The 16,633-nt window shown below is 40.7% G+C and carries 16 protein-coding genes and 2 pseudogenes; 9 read left to right on the forward strand and 9 right to left on the reverse strand.

Features of this window, described 5'->3' with window-relative positions:
• Window positions 1-34: 34 nt before the first annotated feature.
• Window positions 35-283 (reverse strand): hypothetical protein, encoded by a 249-nt coding sequence (locus FGQ53_RS01800; protein WP_138335319.1) that lies wholly within the window; start codon window positions 281-283, stop codon window positions 35-37.
• 474 nt (window positions 284-757) lie between these two features.
• On the opposite strand from FGQ53_RS01800, the gene FGQ53_RS01805 reads away from it, so the two are divergent.
• Together FGQ53_RS01805 and dtd are read left to right on the forward strand one after the other, a co-directional pair.
• Entirely contained in the window at window positions 758-2,980 is a 2,223-nt protein-coding gene (locus FGQ53_RS01805) for a RelA/SpoT family protein (RefSeq protein WP_138335321.1), read from the forward strand.
• 29 nt (window positions 2,981-3,009) lie between these two features.
• Window positions 3,010-3,453 (forward strand): D-aminoacyl-tRNA deacylase, encoded by a 444-nt coding sequence (dtd, locus tag FGQ53_RS01810; RefSeq protein ID WP_138335323.1) that lies wholly within the window; start codon window positions 3,010-3,012, stop codon window positions 3,451-3,453.
• A 40-nt stretch (window positions 3,454-3,493) separates the two neighbouring features.
• Here dtd and FGQ53_RS01815 read toward each other — a convergent pair whose 3' ends face one another.
• The 4 genes and pseudogenes from FGQ53_RS01815 to FGQ53_RS01840 all read right to left on the reverse strand — a co-directional run bounded on the left by FGQ53_RS01815 (window position 3,494) and on the right by FGQ53_RS01840 (window position 6,051).
• A complete protein-coding gene (locus tag FGQ53_RS01815) occupies window positions 3,494-3,907 on the reverse strand; it encodes a hypothetical protein (RefSeq protein ID WP_138335325.1) in 414 nt (137 codons plus the stop codon).
• An 18-nt stretch (window positions 3,908-3,925) separates the two neighbouring features.
• A pseudogene (locus FGQ53_RS11900) lies at window positions 3,926-4,340 on the reverse strand (hypothetical protein).
• A 128-nt stretch (window positions 4,341-4,468) separates the two neighbouring features.
• Window positions 4,469-5,176 (reverse strand): nicotinamide mononucleotide transporter, encoded by a 708-nt coding sequence (locus FGQ53_RS01830; protein WP_138335331.1) that lies wholly within the window; start codon window positions 5,174-5,176, stop codon window positions 4,469-4,471.
• 224 nt (window positions 5,177-5,400) lie between these two features.
• The gene (locus tag FGQ53_RS01840; protein ID WP_138335335.1) at window positions 5,401-6,051 is read right to left on the reverse strand and encodes a metal-dependent transcriptional regulator; all 651 of its coding nucleotides are present in this window, start codon (window positions 6,049-6,051) and stop codon (window positions 5,401-5,403) included.
• A 111-nt stretch (window positions 6,052-6,162) separates the two neighbouring features.
• On the opposite strand from FGQ53_RS01840, the gene FGQ53_RS01845 reads away from it, so the two are divergent.
• Both FGQ53_RS01845 and FGQ53_RS01850 read left to right on the forward strand, forming a co-directional pair.
• Window positions 6,163-7,005 carry a metallophosphoesterase family protein gene (locus FGQ53_RS01845; RefSeq protein WP_171019057.1) on the forward strand — a complete coding sequence of 281 codons (843 nt, stop codon included), beginning with the start codon at window positions 6,163-6,165 and terminating at the stop codon, window positions 7,003-7,005.
• Window positions 7,006-7,080: 75 nt separating this feature from the next.
• Window positions 7,081-7,518 (forward strand): Rrf2 family transcriptional regulator, encoded by a 438-nt coding sequence (locus FGQ53_RS01850; RefSeq protein ID WP_138335339.1) that lies wholly within the window; start codon window positions 7,081-7,083, stop codon window positions 7,516-7,518.
• A 164-nt stretch (window positions 7,519-7,682) separates the two neighbouring features.
• Here the strand turns inward: FGQ53_RS01850 and FGQ53_RS01855 are convergent, their stop codons facing one another.
• Window positions 7,683-8,756, reverse strand: coding sequence for a DUF2974 domain-containing protein (locus tag FGQ53_RS01855; RefSeq protein ID WP_138335341.1), 1,074 nt, complete (start codon window positions 8,754-8,756; stop codon window positions 7,683-7,685).
• Between the two features lie 155 nt (window positions 8,757-8,911).
• Between FGQ53_RS01855 and FGQ53_RS01860 the strand changes: the two genes are divergently transcribed.
• The 4 genes and pseudogenes from FGQ53_RS01860 to FGQ53_RS01875 all read left to right on the forward strand — a co-directional run bounded on the left by FGQ53_RS01860 (window position 8,912) and on the right by FGQ53_RS01875 (window position 12,208).
• A complete protein-coding gene (locus tag FGQ53_RS01860) occupies window positions 8,912-9,589 on the forward strand; it encodes a response regulator transcription factor (protein ID WP_000548991.1) in 678 nt (225 codons plus the stop codon).
• A complete protein-coding gene (locus FGQ53_RS01865; RefSeq protein ID WP_138335343.1) occupies window positions 9,582-10,556 on the forward strand; it encodes a sensor histidine kinase in 975 nt (324 codons plus the stop codon). Before FGQ53_RS01860 ends, FGQ53_RS01865 begins: the two co-directional genes overlap by 8 nt.
• Before the next feature lie 168 nt (window positions 10,557-10,724).
• Window positions 10,725-11,015: pseudogene (locus FGQ53_RS01870) on the forward strand (ABC transporter permease); the annotation flags it as partial.
• Between the two features lie 143 nt (window positions 11,016-11,158).
• The gene (locus FGQ53_RS01875) at window positions 11,159-12,208 is read left to right on the forward strand and encodes a DUF389 domain-containing protein (protein ID WP_138335345.1); all 1,050 of its coding nucleotides are present in this window, start codon (window positions 11,159-11,161) and stop codon (window positions 12,206-12,208) included.
• A gap of 255 nt (window positions 12,209-12,463) precedes the next feature.
• Here FGQ53_RS01875 and FGQ53_RS01880 read toward each other — a convergent pair whose 3' ends face one another.
• The 3 genes from FGQ53_RS01880 to FGQ53_RS11905 all read right to left on the reverse strand — a co-directional run bounded on the left by FGQ53_RS01880 (window position 12,464) and on the right by FGQ53_RS11905 (window position 15,845).
• Entirely contained in the window at window positions 12,464-13,009 is a 546-nt protein-coding gene (locus FGQ53_RS01880; RefSeq protein WP_343324285.1) for a helix-turn-helix domain containing protein, read from the reverse strand.
• Window positions 13,010-13,204: 195 nt separating this feature from the next.
• On the reverse strand, window positions 13,205-15,148 hold the full coding sequence (gene thrS / locus FGQ53_RS01890) for a threonine--tRNA ligase (protein ID WP_138335349.1): 1,944 nt from the start codon (window positions 15,146-15,148) through the stop codon (window positions 13,205-13,207).
• Between the two features lie 322 nt (window positions 15,149-15,470).
• Window positions 15,471-15,845, reverse strand: coding sequence for a hypothetical protein (locus FGQ53_RS11905; RefSeq protein ID WP_138335351.1), 375 nt, complete (start codon window positions 15,843-15,845; stop codon window positions 15,471-15,473).
• A gap of 204 nt (window positions 15,846-16,049) precedes the next feature.
• On the opposite strand from FGQ53_RS11905, the gene rpsO reads away from it, so the two are divergent.
• A complete protein-coding gene (gene rpsO, locus FGQ53_RS01905) occupies window positions 16,050-16,319 on the forward strand; it encodes a 30S ribosomal protein S15 (RefSeq protein WP_001018251.1) in 270 nt (89 codons plus the stop codon).
• The last annotated feature ends 314 nt before the right edge of the window (window positions 16,320-16,633 follow it).

Raw genomic sequence — 16,633 nt, forward strand, 5'->3', positions numbered from 1 at the left:
ATGACTAGATGAAGACAGGCTGGTTATCAATTTATCAATATTGGAGAGGTGTCAATTGCCCTTCATAGGTTGCATAAACTCCGTCATTAGCTTGTTTGATAGATGTGATGTTTAGAGTGCCACCGTAGTTAGCTTCTCGTTTATCACTATATTCACTATAAGTTATCCTATTGGGCAGGTTCTGGTCGTTAGCATAGTATTGAACGACTGTTTTTTTATAACTTTGCTGGTTGAATAGGAACAAACAGCTAACTCCTAACACTAGGAGAGCAAAGATAGAAATAGCAGTTTTTTCATAGGTGTTCTCCTTATAAACTAAAGGATAGAAGAAAGTATCTTGAGGATTTTTATACTCTTCGAAAATCAAATTCAAACCGCGTCAGCTTTATCTACAACCTCAAAGCGGTGCTTTGAGCAACCTGCGGCTAGTTTCCTAGTTTGCTCTTTGATTTTCATTGAGTATTAATTCCAAAATCCAGTCAAGGTACCAGTGTATGTGACACGAGTTCCACTGTTTAGCTTTCGTATCTTCAGGGGAATTGGGGGAAGTCAGAAATTCTTTGGGTTACAATATGGTTTCCGTTGGTCTATCTCTCCTTCTATCACCTAAGTTTAAAATCTAACTTCGTAATATATTATATACTAATAATTATGAATTATCAATCAATTCTGAATTATTTTTTTCCTATTCTGTTCCAATCTAGTTTTCATATTCTTAAAAAAGTGATAAAATGGTAGGAAGAATTGGAGAGTAGAAATGCCGAAAGAAGTGAATTTAACAGGCGAAGAAGTTGTCGCTTTAACCAAGGAATATTTAACGGAAGAGGATGTCCATTTTGTCCATAAGGCCTTGGTCTATGCGGTGGATTGCCATAGTGGTCAATACCGCAAATCAGGCGAGCCTTATATCATTCACCCTATCCAAGTGGCAGGTATTTTAGCCAAGCTCAAGCTGGACGCTGTAACGGTAGCTTGTGGTTTCTTGCATGATGTAGTGGAAGATACAGATGCGACCTTGGACGATTTGGAAAGAGAGTTTGGACCTGATGTGCGCGTAATCGTTGATGGGGTTACCAAACTTGGTAAGGTCAAGTACAAGTCTCATGAGGAACAGTTGGCTGAAAATCATCGTAAGATGCTTATGGCTATGTCTGAGGACATTCGTGTGATTTTGGTCAAACTGTCTGACCGCTTGCACAATATGCGGACGCTTAAACACCTTCGAAAAGACAAGCAGGAGCGCATTTCCAAAGAAACTATGGAGATCTATGCCCCACTTGCCCACCGTTTGGGGATTTCAAGTGTCAAATGGGAATTGGAAGACCTGTCTTTCCGTTACCTCAATCCAACGGAGTTTTACAAGATTACCCATATGATGAAGGAAAAACGCAGAGAGCGTGAAGCCTTGGTGGATGAGGTGGTCACAAAATTAGAGGAATATACGACGGATCGTCACTTGAAAGGGAAGATTTACGGTCGTCCCAAGCATATTTACTCGATTTTCCGCAAAATGCAGGACAAGAGAAAACGGTTTGAGGAAATCTATGACCTGATTGCCATTCGTTGCATTTTGGATACGCAAAGTGATGTTTATGCCATGCTTGGTTACGTGCATGAACTCTGGAAACCGATGCCCGGGCGCTTTAAAGACTATATTGCCAACCGCAAGGCCAATGGTTACCAGTCTATCCATACGACTGTTTATGGACCAAAAGGGCCGATTGAATTCCAGATTCGGACCAAGGAAATGCACGAGGTGGCTGAGTACGGGGTTGCGGCTCACTGGGCTTATAAGAAAGGCATTAAAGGGCAGGTCAACAGTAAGGAATCAGCTATTGGGATGAATTGGATCAAGGAGATGATGGAGCTCCAAGACCAGGCTGATGATGCCAAAGAATTTGTGGATTCAGTTAAGGAAAACTATCTGGCTGAGGAGATTTATGTCTTTACTCCAGATGGAGCTGTCCGTTCCCTTCCAAAAGATTCAGGACCGATTGACTTTGCCTACGAAATCCATACAAAAGTCGGGGAAAAAGCAACTGGGGCCAAGGTCAATGGTCGCATGGTCCCACTAACAACTAAGCTTAAGACAGGGGATCAGGTTGAGATTGTCACCAACCCCAACTCCTTTGGACCGAGTCGTGACTGGCTCAATATGGTCAAGACCAGCAAGGCGCGCAACAAGATTCGTCAGTTCTTTAAAAACCAAGATAAGGAATTGTCTGTCAACAAGGGTCGCGAAATGCTGATGGCTCAGTTCCAAGAAAATGGCTATGTAGCCAATAAATTCATGGACAAGCGTCGTATGGATCAAGTTCTGCAAAAGACCAGCTACAAGACAGAAGAATCCCTCTTTGCGGCCATTGGTTTTGGAGAAATCGGTGCGATTACCGTCTTTAATCGTCTGACTGAAAAGGAACGCCGTGAGGAAGAACGTGCCAAGGCCAAGGCGGAGGCAGAAGAACTTGTCAAAGGTGGCGAGATTAAGGTTGAAAATAAAGAAACCCTCAAGGTTAAGCATGAGGGTGGTGTGGTCATTGAAGGTGCGTCTGGTCTCCTAGTTCGGATTGCCAAGTGCTGTAATCCTGTGCCTGGTGACGACATTGTCGGCTATATCACTAAGGGGCGTGGTGTGGCTATTCACCGTGTGGACTGTATGAACCTGCGCGCCCAAGAAAACTATGAGCAACGTCTTCTTGATGTGGAATGGGAAGACCAATACTCTAGCTCAAATAAAGAATATATGGCTCATATCGACATCTACGGCCTCAACCGTACAGGACTGTTGAACGATGTACTGCAAGTTCTCTCAAACACAACCAAGAATATCTCGACAGTCAACGCCCAACCAACCAAGGATATGAAATTTGCCAATATCCATGTGTCCTTCGGCATTGCCAACCTCTCGACGCTAACCACGGTTGTGGACAAGATTAAGAGTGTGCCAGAAGTTTATTCTGTCAAACGGACCAACGGCTAATTGTCTGAGTTCTTACTAGAAAGGCTATTATGAAAATCATTATCCAACGGGTTAAAAAAGCCCAAGTCAGTATCGAAGGTCAGGTTCAGGGGAAAATCAATCAGGGGCTCTTATTACTGGTGGGTGTTGGACCAGAGGACCAAGTGGAAGATTTGGACTATGCTGTGAGAAAGCTTGTCAATATGCGGATTTTTTCAGACGCAGAAGGCAAGATGAATCTGTCTGTTAAAGATATTGAAGGACAAATCCTTTCTATTTCACAGTTTACCCTCTTTGCGGACACCAAGAAAGGCAATCGTCCAGCCTTTACAGGCGCAGCCAAGCCTGATATGGCATCAGACTTCTATGATGCTTTCAATCAAAAACTAGCTCAAGAAGTGCCCGTTCAGACAGGTATCTTTGGAGCGGATATGCAGGTTGAGCTGGTAAATGACGGACCAGTTACCATTATCCTTGATACGAAAAATAGATAAGAAAGACCAAGCCCAGCCGGCTTGGTCTTTCTATCATCTATTATAAAATACTCCAAAATGAAATCGGTTCTTGATAAGCTTTGGGGAAGTCTTGTTTCAGGATTTGGCAGGTGCGATAGGAAGGGATGAGATGCCCTAGGATGAGGAGACTTCCCTGAAGGAAAAGTGGAATATTCCTTAAAAATATCAAAGAGAGAATGATCAGGCTATCCCATAGGAGGATTTGTAAGGCAAAACGCCAGAATCTTGGTCTAATCTGAGAATAGAGTTGACTAAAGTGATCACAAAGTTGGTTGGAAAGATAGGTCAATAGCACAGGATGAAAGAAAATGAGCCAACCACTGTAAATCAAAATCCAATCCCAAGTAAGCCCCTCTTTAAATGCCAAAAATGCCAGCATAATTCCATCGATGACAAGGAGTTGAATGGTTTTAATATAGATGATGTTTTTCATGATAAAACCTCCTTTTCCTTAGAAACACTCCCACAAAGAGATGTGTTTCTAAGGAAAAGTCTAGATAGTTTTCTCTTAGGTAGTCAGTTGTCCTATAATATAAAGTAGAATGACAAGCAGTGACGATTGGCATAAGAGTGGAAAATCGCTGAGAACTAATGAAGGATAAGAGGACAAATAATAGAAAGTCGCTGATGAGCCCCCCTAAATAGTAGAAGCGAATCTTTTTATTTATTTGAGGATAAATCTCAGCGAATTGATGTTTGAGTCGGATAAGCAAGCGAAATAGCAGGAGTCCTTGAGCAAGGATGAAAATAAAGCCAGAGAGCAAGAGCCATTCTAAAGCTGCCTCGGGTCTAGTGCTAAAAAATGCAAATAATAGCAAATCAATGACTGTAATTGCTGTAAAATGGATTCTAAAGAGATTTTTCATGACAAGACCTCCCTCTTTTATCTAGCTTTATTCTACTCCAAACGAATAGGAGATACACCTAAAATGTTAAAAAATTTTAGTAAGGAGATTCTATTGAGTCAACTTGATTTTTTATTTGAGTTTTTCTGTTATCTTTCTTCTTCGTCATTCCAGACAAATAAGGCTCCGATTGCATTGAGGATATAAAAGATATATTTTCCAATATTGGCAAAATTTCCTTGAATGCCAACCTTTGTCAGCTGAACGAAATTGTAAATTAACCAAAAGCTCCACTGAGTTGTTAGTTTCAATGCATTCAAAGCATTGGCAATGAGGGAGAGTGCAAAGGCAATAGTTGTTACGTAGGCAAGGAGATTCATCTTGCCCCCATAGCCGATATAGTTGGTCGCAAAGGCAAAGAGGAAGGCGATGATGGAAATGATGATGTCCGCCAATTTTAGCTGTTTTTGGCTCATTTGGTTGGGCCTGCCTTCTTGCGAAGCTTCCCATTTCTTAATAGCAAAGGTATAAATGAGGAAGGTGACAGGATAGGTGATAATGGCCGCCTTATTTCCAAGGATATAGTCAATGGTGCCAGACAAAATCGTATTGACAATGCCAAAGTAATTTCCCCATTTGCTTAATTTCCCCGTGAAACGAGTGGATAACATGGAAATCCCGACATTGGTTACGGAAATCAATCCAAAGGGAACAAGAGCTGTCCATGGTCCCCAATCTACGAATTTATCGAGACGGGAGTTGAGGTAACCAGATGCGATTGCAATCCCAACGACTAGAGCAACCCCGAAGAGGTCAAACCATTTAGACGTCGCAAAAATTTTTAGTGATTTTTTCATAGGTTAAGGTATCTTTCTTGTTTTTTACGAACATTCTACAACTAAATGAGAGCAAAATCAAATAATATAGTGGATTGAAACTAGAGTAGTATACTACGGCTGCTAAAATATTTCTAGGAATTAATTTAACTTTCCTAATTAATTTATTCACATCTTATTTCAATATACTATAGAAATAAAACCCTGAAAATCAAACTTTCAGGGTTGGTAGGGGACTTGAGAAATTAGTCGATTTTTTCGACGTAGAGTTGTTTGGCAATGTCCATATTCACTTGTAAGTCCTCGTTTTTACTGAGGATAGTGAAGGTATTGCTGAAGCCATCAAACTGCTTGACTTGGAGCAGATCTCCGATGTGAAGTGAGTGCTTGTCCAGATAATGGAGAATGTCAAAGCTATCGTGCACCCGAGTCAGGCGGTAGGATCCAGCTTCCTTGATATCAGCTAGTGGGAGATTATTGATTTCAACCAGGAGTTCTCCCTTGGCCGGAATGGTTCCTCCGTGGGGACAGGTTTTAGGGAACCCTAGCAGTTTATCCAGTCTTTCCACGAAGAGGTCCGATACAGTATGTTCCAAGACCTCAGCTTCCTCGTGAATCTGGTCACTCGTATAGTCTAAATGATGAACTAGAAAAACTTCAATCAAGCGGTGTTTGCGATAGAGCTCAGAGACCAGTTTGAGCCCGAGGTCTGTCAGTAGATAGCCACATTCCTTGTCCTTAAGGATGAGATTTTCACTCTTCATCCGTTTAATCATTTCAGTTACGGCAGGGGGAGAGACTTGCATGCGGGCAGCAATTTCCTTGTTGGTAATTTTATGCAGGTCTATGCCGATTTCATAAATACATTTTAGATAATCTTCTTTATTCGGGGTCATTCGTTTCCTCTTGTTTAATATCTTTATCTAGTATATCAAAAAAAGCTAGATTTCTCTAGCTGTGACTTTTTATGTTATACTTATTGCAAGAGAAAAAACGAGGAGATGAATATGACAAAAATAGCTCTTCTTTCAGATATTCATGGAAATACCACCGCCTTGGAGGCTGTTTTGGCAGATGCTCGGCAACTAGGAGTGGATGAATACTGGCTTTTGGGAGATATTCTCATGCCGGGAACAGGGCGTAGAAGGATTTTGGACTTGTTGGATCAACTACCGATTACGGCTAGAGTTTTGGGAAACTGGGAAGACAGTTTGTGGCATGGTGTCCGCAAGAAATTGGATAGTACTCGTCCCAGCCAACGCTATCTCTTGCGCCAGTGCCAGTATGTTTTAGAGGAAATTTCCATAGAAGAAATTGAATTGCTCCATAATCAACCTCTCCAGATTCATCGTCAGTTTGGGAATTTGACGGTGGGAATTAGCCATCATCTGCCTGATAAGAACTGGGGGCGAGAGTTGATTCATACTGGGGCGCAAGAGGATTTTGACCGTTTGGTGACCAATCCATCTTGTGATATTGCTGTTTATGGTCATATTCACCAGCAGTTGCTTCGTTATGGGACTGGTGGGCAATTGATTGTCAATCCTGGTTCGATTGGGCAGCCTTTCTTTTTGGATGCCCAGTTGCGGAAGGACTTGCGGGCCCAGTATATGATTTTGGAGTTTGATGACAAGGGCTTGGTAGATATGGATTTCCGACGGGTGGACTACGATGTGGCAGCTGAATTGCAGCTAGCTAAAGACCTCAAACTCCCCTATTTTGAGGTTTACTATGAAAGTCTGGTCAATGGTATCCACCATACTCATCATCAGGAATTTCTGAGAGAATTGGCTCAGAAAGAGGGCTATGATAGGGAATTAGATGCCTGGTTGAAAAGTGGTAACAATTGACATTACAACTAAAAAGGGTATAATAAAAGAAAAAGAAGAGTAGAGGTAGGCTAGCCTCGTAAAAAGGAGAAGAGCATGCAAATTCCAAGTAGATTTACCATTGCGACTCATATGCTGATAATCATTGCCCTCAAGGGTAAGGAAAGCAAGGTGACCAGTGACTTTCTGGCTGCTAGTGTAGGGGTCAATCCTGTCATTATCAGAAAAACCTTGTCCCAGTTGAAGAAGGCAGAGCTGATTTCAGTAGCGCGTGGAACGGGTGGAACAGAGATTGTCAAAGATCTCAAAGATATTAGTCTTTTAGATGTTTATCAGGCGGTAGAGTGTCTTGGTAAGACAGGTCAACTCTTTAGTTTCCATGACAATCCAAATCCGAATTGCCCAGTCGGAGCTCATATTCATGAGGTTTTGGATCAAAAATTGGAGAAAATCCAGCTGGCTATGGAGGCTGAACTTGGTCAGACCAGCCTAGAACAAGTCGTGGCTGATGCAGAGAATCAGATGAAGGAGTGATTTTTTCTTTAAAACAAGAAAAGCTTATGAGAAGGTTTTTATACTCGATGAAAATCAAAAAGCAAACTAGGAAGCTAGCCGCAAGCTGTACTTGAGTACGGTAAGGCGACGCTGACGTGGTTTGAAGAGATTTTCGAAGAGTATTACCTTTTCGTAAGCTTTTTTTATCTATTCTTCCAGGCTTGGTAACGGGTATCAATCAATAATTGGGTAATGCGTCCCATGGTTTCCTTTTCTTCTGGAGTGAAGGATTGAGCTTGGACAAAGAGATGATGAATGTGTTCGATAGCCTTGAAGGAACATAGGTCATTGATGGAGCTAATCCCTGCATCTAGAATGGTGCCAAAGAAGAGGTCGAAATAGAGCTGGAGTTCTTCGTCAGGAACTGTGGCCACCCATTCTTTGAAGGTTGTGTCTACTTGTTGACTATCGCTATTGGTCTTATCCAGTTGGACGAAGTGTCTATCCTCAATCTGCCAACTAAAGGTATCGTGCTGGGCGATACCACCTAAGGCAGTACTGTGCACGATGATTTGGTGGGCCGGAATTTCCAACATCATACCGATGATGGAACCTTGTGGAATGAAGACCTTGGTTCTATCCATTATCCTTTGATAGCCCTCGGTTTGTGTCAGTTTTTTATGGAGACCGGGAGCATCAAAGGTATAAACTGCTGTGATTTGATTTTGCAAACTTTGCTCAATTTGACTAGCCGCATAGATAGCTAGATTTCCTCCCTTGGAATGCCCAGCCAGAATGACTTTTTGCTTAGGATGGTGGGCAAAAAAGTTCTCTAAATAGAGGAGGGCGTGCTTTTGAGCAGGAATTTCCTTCATATAGGTCATGTGGAAATCTTCTTTCCAGCCAATGATGCTGTCATCTGTCCCACGAAAGACAATCAAATAGGTATCGAGAGTGAAGCGGTAGGTCATAGCCGCAAATTGCTTTTGCTGCTCAGGGTCGATGTCGTTTATAAAATGGGAGAGTTTGCAATTTTTGAAGCGTTTGTGTCGAGCTAATTCATCCAATAACTGGAGGCGATTTTTACTGGTCAACATGTTAGATTCTCTTGGAACCTGAGGTGCAAGGTCTAAAAGTCGCTGAGGACTTGTGGATACCAGATTATCAAAGGGGAGGTAGGTGGTTTCTGTTAAGGCTAAAATATCTAATTCATTTAAAGGAAAGTCGTAAAAGGAATCATATGCGACATCTTTCAGGTAGTCAAAAATATTGGCCATAAGTGCTCCTTTCTTTTTATTTATCTTATCAAATTTCCCTTAAATTAGCTAGTAGGGTTGCCTGTCTGTACTAGTTAAAAACAAGCTCTTTCAAATTCAGTTTCAGGCCTGCTAGCATGGAAAAATCTGTTATAATAATAGAAAAGGAGGAGCGCATGCACAAGATTTTACTAGTAGAAGATGATCAGGTTATTCGTCAACAGGTCGGGAAAATGCTCTCTGAATGGGGATTTGAAGTGGTCTTGGTAGAAGATTTTATGGAAGTTTTGAGTCTTTTTGTCCAGTCGGAACCTCATCTGGTTCTCATGGATATTGGCTTGCCCTTGTTTAATGGCTATCATTGGTGTCAGGAGATTCGCAAGATTTCCAAGGTGCCGATTATGTTTCTGTCTTCGAGAGATCAGGCTATGGATATTGTTATGGCGATTAATATGGGGGCGGATGACTTTGTGACCAAACCTTTTGACCAGCAGGTCCTTTTAGCTAAGGTTCAGGGCTTGCTGCGCCGTTCCTATGAGTTTGGGCGTGACGAGAGTTTACTGGAATATGCCGGTGTGATCCTCAATACAAAATCCATGGATTTACATTATCAAGGGCAAGTATTGAATTTGACCAAGAACGAATTCCAGATTTTACGCGTTTTGTTTGAGCATGCGGGCAATATTGTAGCGCGTGATGATTTGATGCGGGAACTTTGGAACAGTGACTTTTTCATTGATGACAATACCCTTTCTGTCAATGTGGCTCGTTTGCGTAAAAAATTGGAAGAGCAGGGCTTGGTGGGATTTATCGAGACTAAGAAAGGGATAGGGTATGGACTGAAGCATGCTTGAATGGAAACAATTTTTTCTAGATTATCTGCGTTCCCGTAGTCGTCTGTTGGTCTATCTGCTTGCTTTAGCATTTCTAGTTTTGCTCTTTCAGTTTTTATTTACCAGTTTAGGAATTTACTTTCTCTACTTTTTCCTCTTGTGTTGCTTTATAACCATCTTATTTTTTACTTGGGACATATTGGTGGAAATGCAGGTCTATCGTCAGGAAATTCTCTATGGAGAGAGGGAAGCCAAGTCTCCATTGGAAAGAGTTTTGGCTGAGAAACTAGAAGCGCGTGAGATGGAACTCTACCAGCAGAGGTCAGATGCAGAAAGAAAACTGACGGATTTGCTGGATTACTATACCTTATGGGTCCACCAGATTAAGACGCCCATTGCAGCTAGTCAACTCTTAGTTGCAGAAGTAGCCGATCGCCAACTGAAGCAGCAGCTAGAACAGGAAATTTTCAAGATAGACTCCTATACAAATCTAGTCTTGCAGTACCTGCGTTTAGAAAGTTTCCATGATGATTTGGTCTTAAAGCAGGTTCAAATTGAGGACTTGGTCAAGGAAATACTGCGTAAATACGCTCTATTCTTTATTCAAAAAGGCTTAAGTGTCAATCTGCATGACCTTGATAAAGAAATTGTGACGGATAAAAAGTGGCTGTTAGTGGTCATTGAGCAAATTATCTCAAACAGTCTCAAGTACACCAAGGAAGGTGGCCTTGAGATTTATATGGAGGGTCAGGGGCTCTGTATCAAGGATACGGGAATCGGGATAAAAAACAGTGATGTTCTCCGAGTCTTTGAACGTGGCTTTTCAGGCTACAATGGCCGCCTAACTCAGCAGTCCTCTGGCCTTGGCCTTTACCTATCTAAGAAAATTTCTGAAGAACTGGGTCACCAGATTCGCATCGAGTCTGAGGTTGGGAAAGGAACGACCGTAAGAATTAAGTTTTCCGATATGAATCTGATAATTGAGTGAGCATGATAGATAAGAGCCCAGGATAAGACAACTGGGCTTTTTTATCTTTAACTGTATATCTGAGTAAATTATTTTATAGTAGATTTAATCTAGAATAGTACGACATAGTTGCTAAAATATTTCTATACATTAATTTGACTTTCCTAATCAATTTGGTCACATCTTATTTCAATCTACTATATCTACTATAAACAAATCTCTGAGGGATATGAAGACCACGAACGAAAAGGTAGGTCTAAATCAAAAGCAGATTAAGCAAACCAATAACAAGCAAATCTTGACAGTTTTCTTCCTTCCTGTAATTTTTGCATTTCTCCATTGGCCTTTGCTTATCATATGCTTAGTTTGGTTCTAGAGGTCATTGAAGTAGTCGATGATACCATGAGGTTGACGATAACTTTCTCTATCTGTTCAATTGATAGATTTCTTCGGAGAAAGACTGTAAAATTTTTGATATAATGTTAAGGATGGACTGACGGATAGTTAAAGGATAATTTTCAAAAGAATTACAGATGATAATTAAAAATATGTAAGACTGGACAGAAATCTCTCTACCCTTATCCATGCAGAAACAAAATTATATGAAATAAAAGGAGTAACCAATGACCGGAAACTATTCAACACGTGAATACCGTGAGAAATTATATGATGATCTTCATGTTCGATTAAGAGATACAGTGATTTTGATGTGTGCTATTTTTATTGCCTCTATCGGCCTAAATATGAATTCAACAGCTGTCATTATTGGAGCCATGCTGATTTCCCCTCTTATGACACCGATTGTTGGACTGGGGTTTGGTTTAGCTATTTTTGATACGCGTTTAATCAAGCAATCTCTAGAGGTTTTATTTACCCAAGTATTGGTCAGCTTGCTTGTCTCGGCTCTGTATTTCTGGATTTCTCCCTTATCTTATGAAAGTAGCGAATTGATTGCACGAACCTCTCCAACCATTTGGGATGTTCTCATTGCTATTGCTGGTGGGATAGCAGGCGTAATTGGTTCAAGGAAAAAAGAAGCAAACAATATCGTGCCAGGAGTAGCCATTGCAACAGCTCTGATGCCACCTATCTGTACTGCAGGCTATGGTTTAGCTAATGGAAATGTACGATTTTTATTTGGAGCTCTCTATCTTTTCTTGATCAATTGTGTCTTTATCATGCTAACCAACATTGTTGGAACAGGAATTTTGATGAGGAAATCTCCCTTAAGTTCATTTAAAGAGCTAAATATTAAAATGAGAATTGGCTTGACATCCTTGATTGTATTATTGGCTCTTCCAGCCAGTTATTCAGCAGTCACTCTGACGATAGATCAAGCGCGAAAAGAAGGAATCAAACAGTTTGTAGGAAAAGAGTTCGCCAATCACACGGTCATTAATCAAGTCTACAAGTCAAGGAACAATGAATTGGTCTTGACGGTTGTTGGAGATCCGATTTCAGAAGAAGAATTAGAAACCCTCCACCAAAAACAAGCCTCTTACGGTATTCAATCTGTTCAATTGAAAGTCAATCAAGTTCATAATTCGACAAAATTAGACAGTGAGACGGCCAAGGAATTTTATGAAACCATTAACAAGTATATTGATCAAAAACTCTCTGAAAAGGATTCACAAAAAGAGCTCGTAAAAGAAAATGAAGCAGATAAGGATTGAGGATATTGACCTTATCTAACTCATGAAAGCAAATCTTGTGTTGTTGTTTGACCAATCACTACTAGCTCAGATTAAATAAAATAGAAAAAGCAACAGCTGAAATGACCTGAACCCGTAAACACGGAATAACTTAATAACATTTTAAGCGGAATGTAATCTGTACATGACAGGGGACATTTGATGATTTTGGTAATTTAGCTATTTTTAGCCATTCATTTATTTTACTTTGTGGATTTTCTTTTAGAAGTTTGAGGATTATCTTTGTCTTTTCCTTGCTTCTGCTTCCTCTGCCAGGAGCAAGGCTTGTAGCTTTTTTTCGTATATTATTTTCATTTTGAGAAGTCTATTTTCTTCTCTTAATCTTATTAATTCTTCTTTTTCACTTTCATTGATTGGAGTATTAAATTTAGACTTTTTATTTGATTTGGTCATGTCTTTTCTAGGCCTTCCTCTGTTATCTTCTAGTCCAGATAAACCACGCTTTCTATATGCTCTCTCCCAATTACATATTATTGATCCATTGCTTATATTAAAGTGCTCTGCGGTTTGTCTGAATGAGATATTATTGATTTGCCTATATTGTATTACAGATAGCTTAAATTCACTAGTGAATTTATCTTGATTTTGCTTTTTTGATAAGTTATCAAATCCACCTGATTGATATTTTATTATCCAGTTTTGTAATGTACCTTCGGGTATATCATATTTTTTAGCAACCATCGGACTGCCTCCAGATTCTCCTGATAAATATTCCATTACTAGTTTGATTTTATAGTAGATTGAAATAAGATGTGAACAAATTAATTAGGAAAGTTAAATTAATTCCTAGAAATATTTTAGCAGTCGTAGTGTACTACTCTAGTTTCAATCCACTATAAATTCTTTTGTGTATTTTGGCATACTAAAACCCCTCCATCCGTGTTCCGGGTTTTGGGGTTCAGGTCAAAATAGTTGTTGCTTTTTAGGTAGCTAGGATTTTATCCCAGGTTTTGTCTCTTATTTCTCAACGCGTGATTTGTTGGCGATATCAGCTAAGATAGCTTGAACAAAGTCATCAACTGAGACAGTTTGTGTTTCTTTTTGGCCATAGCGGCGAACGTTGACTGTTCCGTCTTCCATTTCCTTGTCCCCAACGATTAATTGGTAAGGAATCTTGCTGGTTTGTGAAGCACGGATCTTGAACTGCATCTTTTCATTGCGCTCATCTACATCTGCACGGACACCACGGTCACGGAGTTTCTTGGCTACTTCCCAAGCGTAGTCCACATGTTTCTCGTTAGAAACTGGGATGAGGGTTACTTGGTGTGGTGCAAGCCATGTTGGGAAGGCACCTTTATAGTTCTCAATCAAGATAGCTGTGAAGCGTTCCATAGTTGAGATAACCCCACGGTGAATCATAACTGGACGGTGTTCTTCACCATCAGCTCCGATGTATTTGAGGTCGAAGCGTTCTGGAAGCAAGAAGTCAAGCTGGATAGTAGAAAGGGTTTCTTCTTTACCAAGAGCGGTCTTAACTTGAATATCCAATTTTGGTCCGTAGAAGGCTGCTTCGCCTTCGGCTTCAAAGTAGTCAACACCCATTTCATCAAGGGCTGCACGAAGCATGGTTTGGGCATTTTCCCACATTTCATCGTTGTCAAAGTACTTGTGAGTATCTTGAGGGTCACGAAGAGAGAGACGGAAGCGGTATTCAGTCAAGTTGAAGTCTTCATAAACATCGATAATCAACTGAAGGGCACGTTGGAATTCTTCTTGGATTTGTTCAGGAGTTACAAAGAGGTGACCATCGTTGAGTGACATTTCACGCACACGTTGAAGACCAGTGAGGGAACCAGATTTTTCGTAACGGTGCATCATACCGATTTCAGCGATACGGATTGGCAATTCGCGGTAAGAGTGAACATGGTGTTTGAAGACTTGGATGTGGTGCGGGCAGTTCATTGGACGAAGGACAAATTCTTCCCCGTCCCCCATGTCCATGGTTGGGAACATGTCTTCTTGGTAATGATCCCAGTGACCAGAAGTCTTATAAAGTTCAACAGAAGCAAGTGGTGGAGTGTAGACGTGTTGGTAGCCAGAAGCCAACTCCTTGTCGACAATGTAGCGTTCCAATTCACGACGGATAGTCGCTCCATTTGGCAACCAGAATGGAAGTCCTTGACCGACTTCTTGAGAAATCATGAAGAGGTCAAGTTCTTTACCAAGTTTACGGTGGTCACGTTCCTTAGCTTCTTCACGCAATTGAAGGTAGTTTTTCAAGTCTTTCTTGTCAAACCAAGCTGTACCGTAGATACGTTGCATCATAGCGTTGTCGCTATTTCCGCGCCAGTAAGCACCTGCTACATGGAGAAGGTGGAAGATTTGGATACGGCCTGTTGATGGGACATGAGGGCCACGGCAAAGGTCCACGTATTCACCCTGACGGTAGATAGTCAAACCACCTTCATCTTCAGAGTGTTCTTCAATCAGTTCTAACTTGTAAGGGTCGCTCTTGAAGATTTCACGTGCCTCGTCTTTAGTTACTTCTTCACGGATTGACGGGAAGTTTTCTTTGACGATTTTTTTCATTTCTTCTTCGATATGAGGAAGGTCTTCGTTAGAGATTTGACCAGCTGTATTGTCAGTATCGTAGTAGAAACCATCTTCGATAGCTGGACCAACTCCCAAATGAATGTCTGGGAAAAGGCGACGAGCTGCTTGGGCGAACAAGTGGGCAGCTGAGTGACGCAAGATTGTAAGGGCATCTTCGTGATCAGGTGTCACGATTTCGATGCTTCCATCTTCAGTGATAGCACGAGTAGTGTCGATGAGTTTGCCGTTGAATTTACCAGCCAAAGCTTTTTTAGCTAGGGAATTGCTGATAGATTGGGCAATTTCAAAAGTTGTAACGCCAGATTCGAATTCACGAACAGCGCCATCTGGGAAAGTAATGTTAATCATGATGTTCTCCTTACTTATATTATTGACGAATGTGTTAACCCCTATTATGAAAACAGGGACAGAGGATAGTGAAAGCTAGAAAAACAAAAAGCGACATCCTCGAAAGGACGTCGCAACGTGGTTCCACCTTCATTTATGTTCCTCAAAAAAGAGGGACACCTCTGATTGGCTCTAACGTGGCCACCGTTTTATGTTTTCATAAAAACTCAAGAGTAGTGTCAGTTTAGGCCTCCTATGCGTTTCCAGCAACCACGCACTCTCTAGTAGAAAGGGACTAAGTGACTTGTCTCTATGGATTATTATAGCATGATTGTGAGATTTTTCAAGGATTTTGTGAAAGTATTTTGTTTTTCATTTTTTGTAGAATATGCTTGATGATAATACCAGAAGCCATGCCCATCAGAGCCAAGGTTTCATAGATTAGCAAGTAAATTAGTATAAACTCACCAAAGGTTATGATAGTAAAGCCAAAGAGCAAACCAATAGTAAGTAACCACCAAATTGAAAAATAGAATCGGTAGCTATATAGTAACGACACAATAAAGATCACTAGAGGTGTATAGAAGAGAATATTATTTACGTAGAGACTTTTGAGCAAAAGGGGGTCAGAAACGATTAGTGATAACAACTCATAAAGTGGCCAGTAAAAGAAAAAGATGACCAAATAATAGGGGAGATGGGAATAGAATCTAGGCATGATAATCACCTCGTTTTAAAAAACAGACAACTTAGATTTCTTGCTATGATTATTATAGCATATTTAAAACAAGAAAGTAAATCTGTTGACAAAGAAGTTAGTTATTGGTAGAATAGGGATTGTCGTAAAGACAAATAACTTCTTCTTGGTTACAGGCATGCCAACCTGTCACTCGGATGAAGCCAAATAAAAAGGAGAAACATCATGGCAATCTCAAAAGAGAAAAAAAATGAAATCATTGCACAATATGCACGTCACGAAGGTGATACAGGTTCAGTAGAGGTTCAAGTTGCTGTCCTTACTTGGGAAATCAACCACCTTAACGAACACATCAAACAACACAAAAAAGACCACGCTACTTACCGTGGATTGATGAAAAAAATCGGTCGCCGTCGTAACTTGCTTGCATACTTGCGTAAAAACGACGTTAACCGTTACCGTGAGTTAATCAACTCTCTAGGACTTCGTCGCTAATCTTGCGTCTAAAACGTTTCTATACTTCGTTGACTTCGCCTCGATGTACCATCAGTACAATCTTCGGCTTGTCGCCTAGTCTACAAACGCTTTATCCGGCAAGAATCAGGCTCTCTGATTTCGGAGGGCTTTTTATGTTGTCACCTTACCTCGATATACTCAAGTATAGTAGATTGAAATAAGATGTGAACAAATTGATTAGGAAAGTCAAATTAATGTATAGAAATATTTTAGCAACCATGGCGTACTATTCCAGATTCAATCCACTATATAATCTTCGGTTACGGTTCCTAGCACTGTAAGGTATAGTAGAT

Origin of the sequence: Streptococcus mitis, assembly GCF_005844455.1 — a bacterium.
GTDB classification, from domain to species: Bacteria; Bacillota; Bacilli; order Lactobacillales; family Streptococcaceae; genus Streptococcus; species Streptococcus mitis_BF.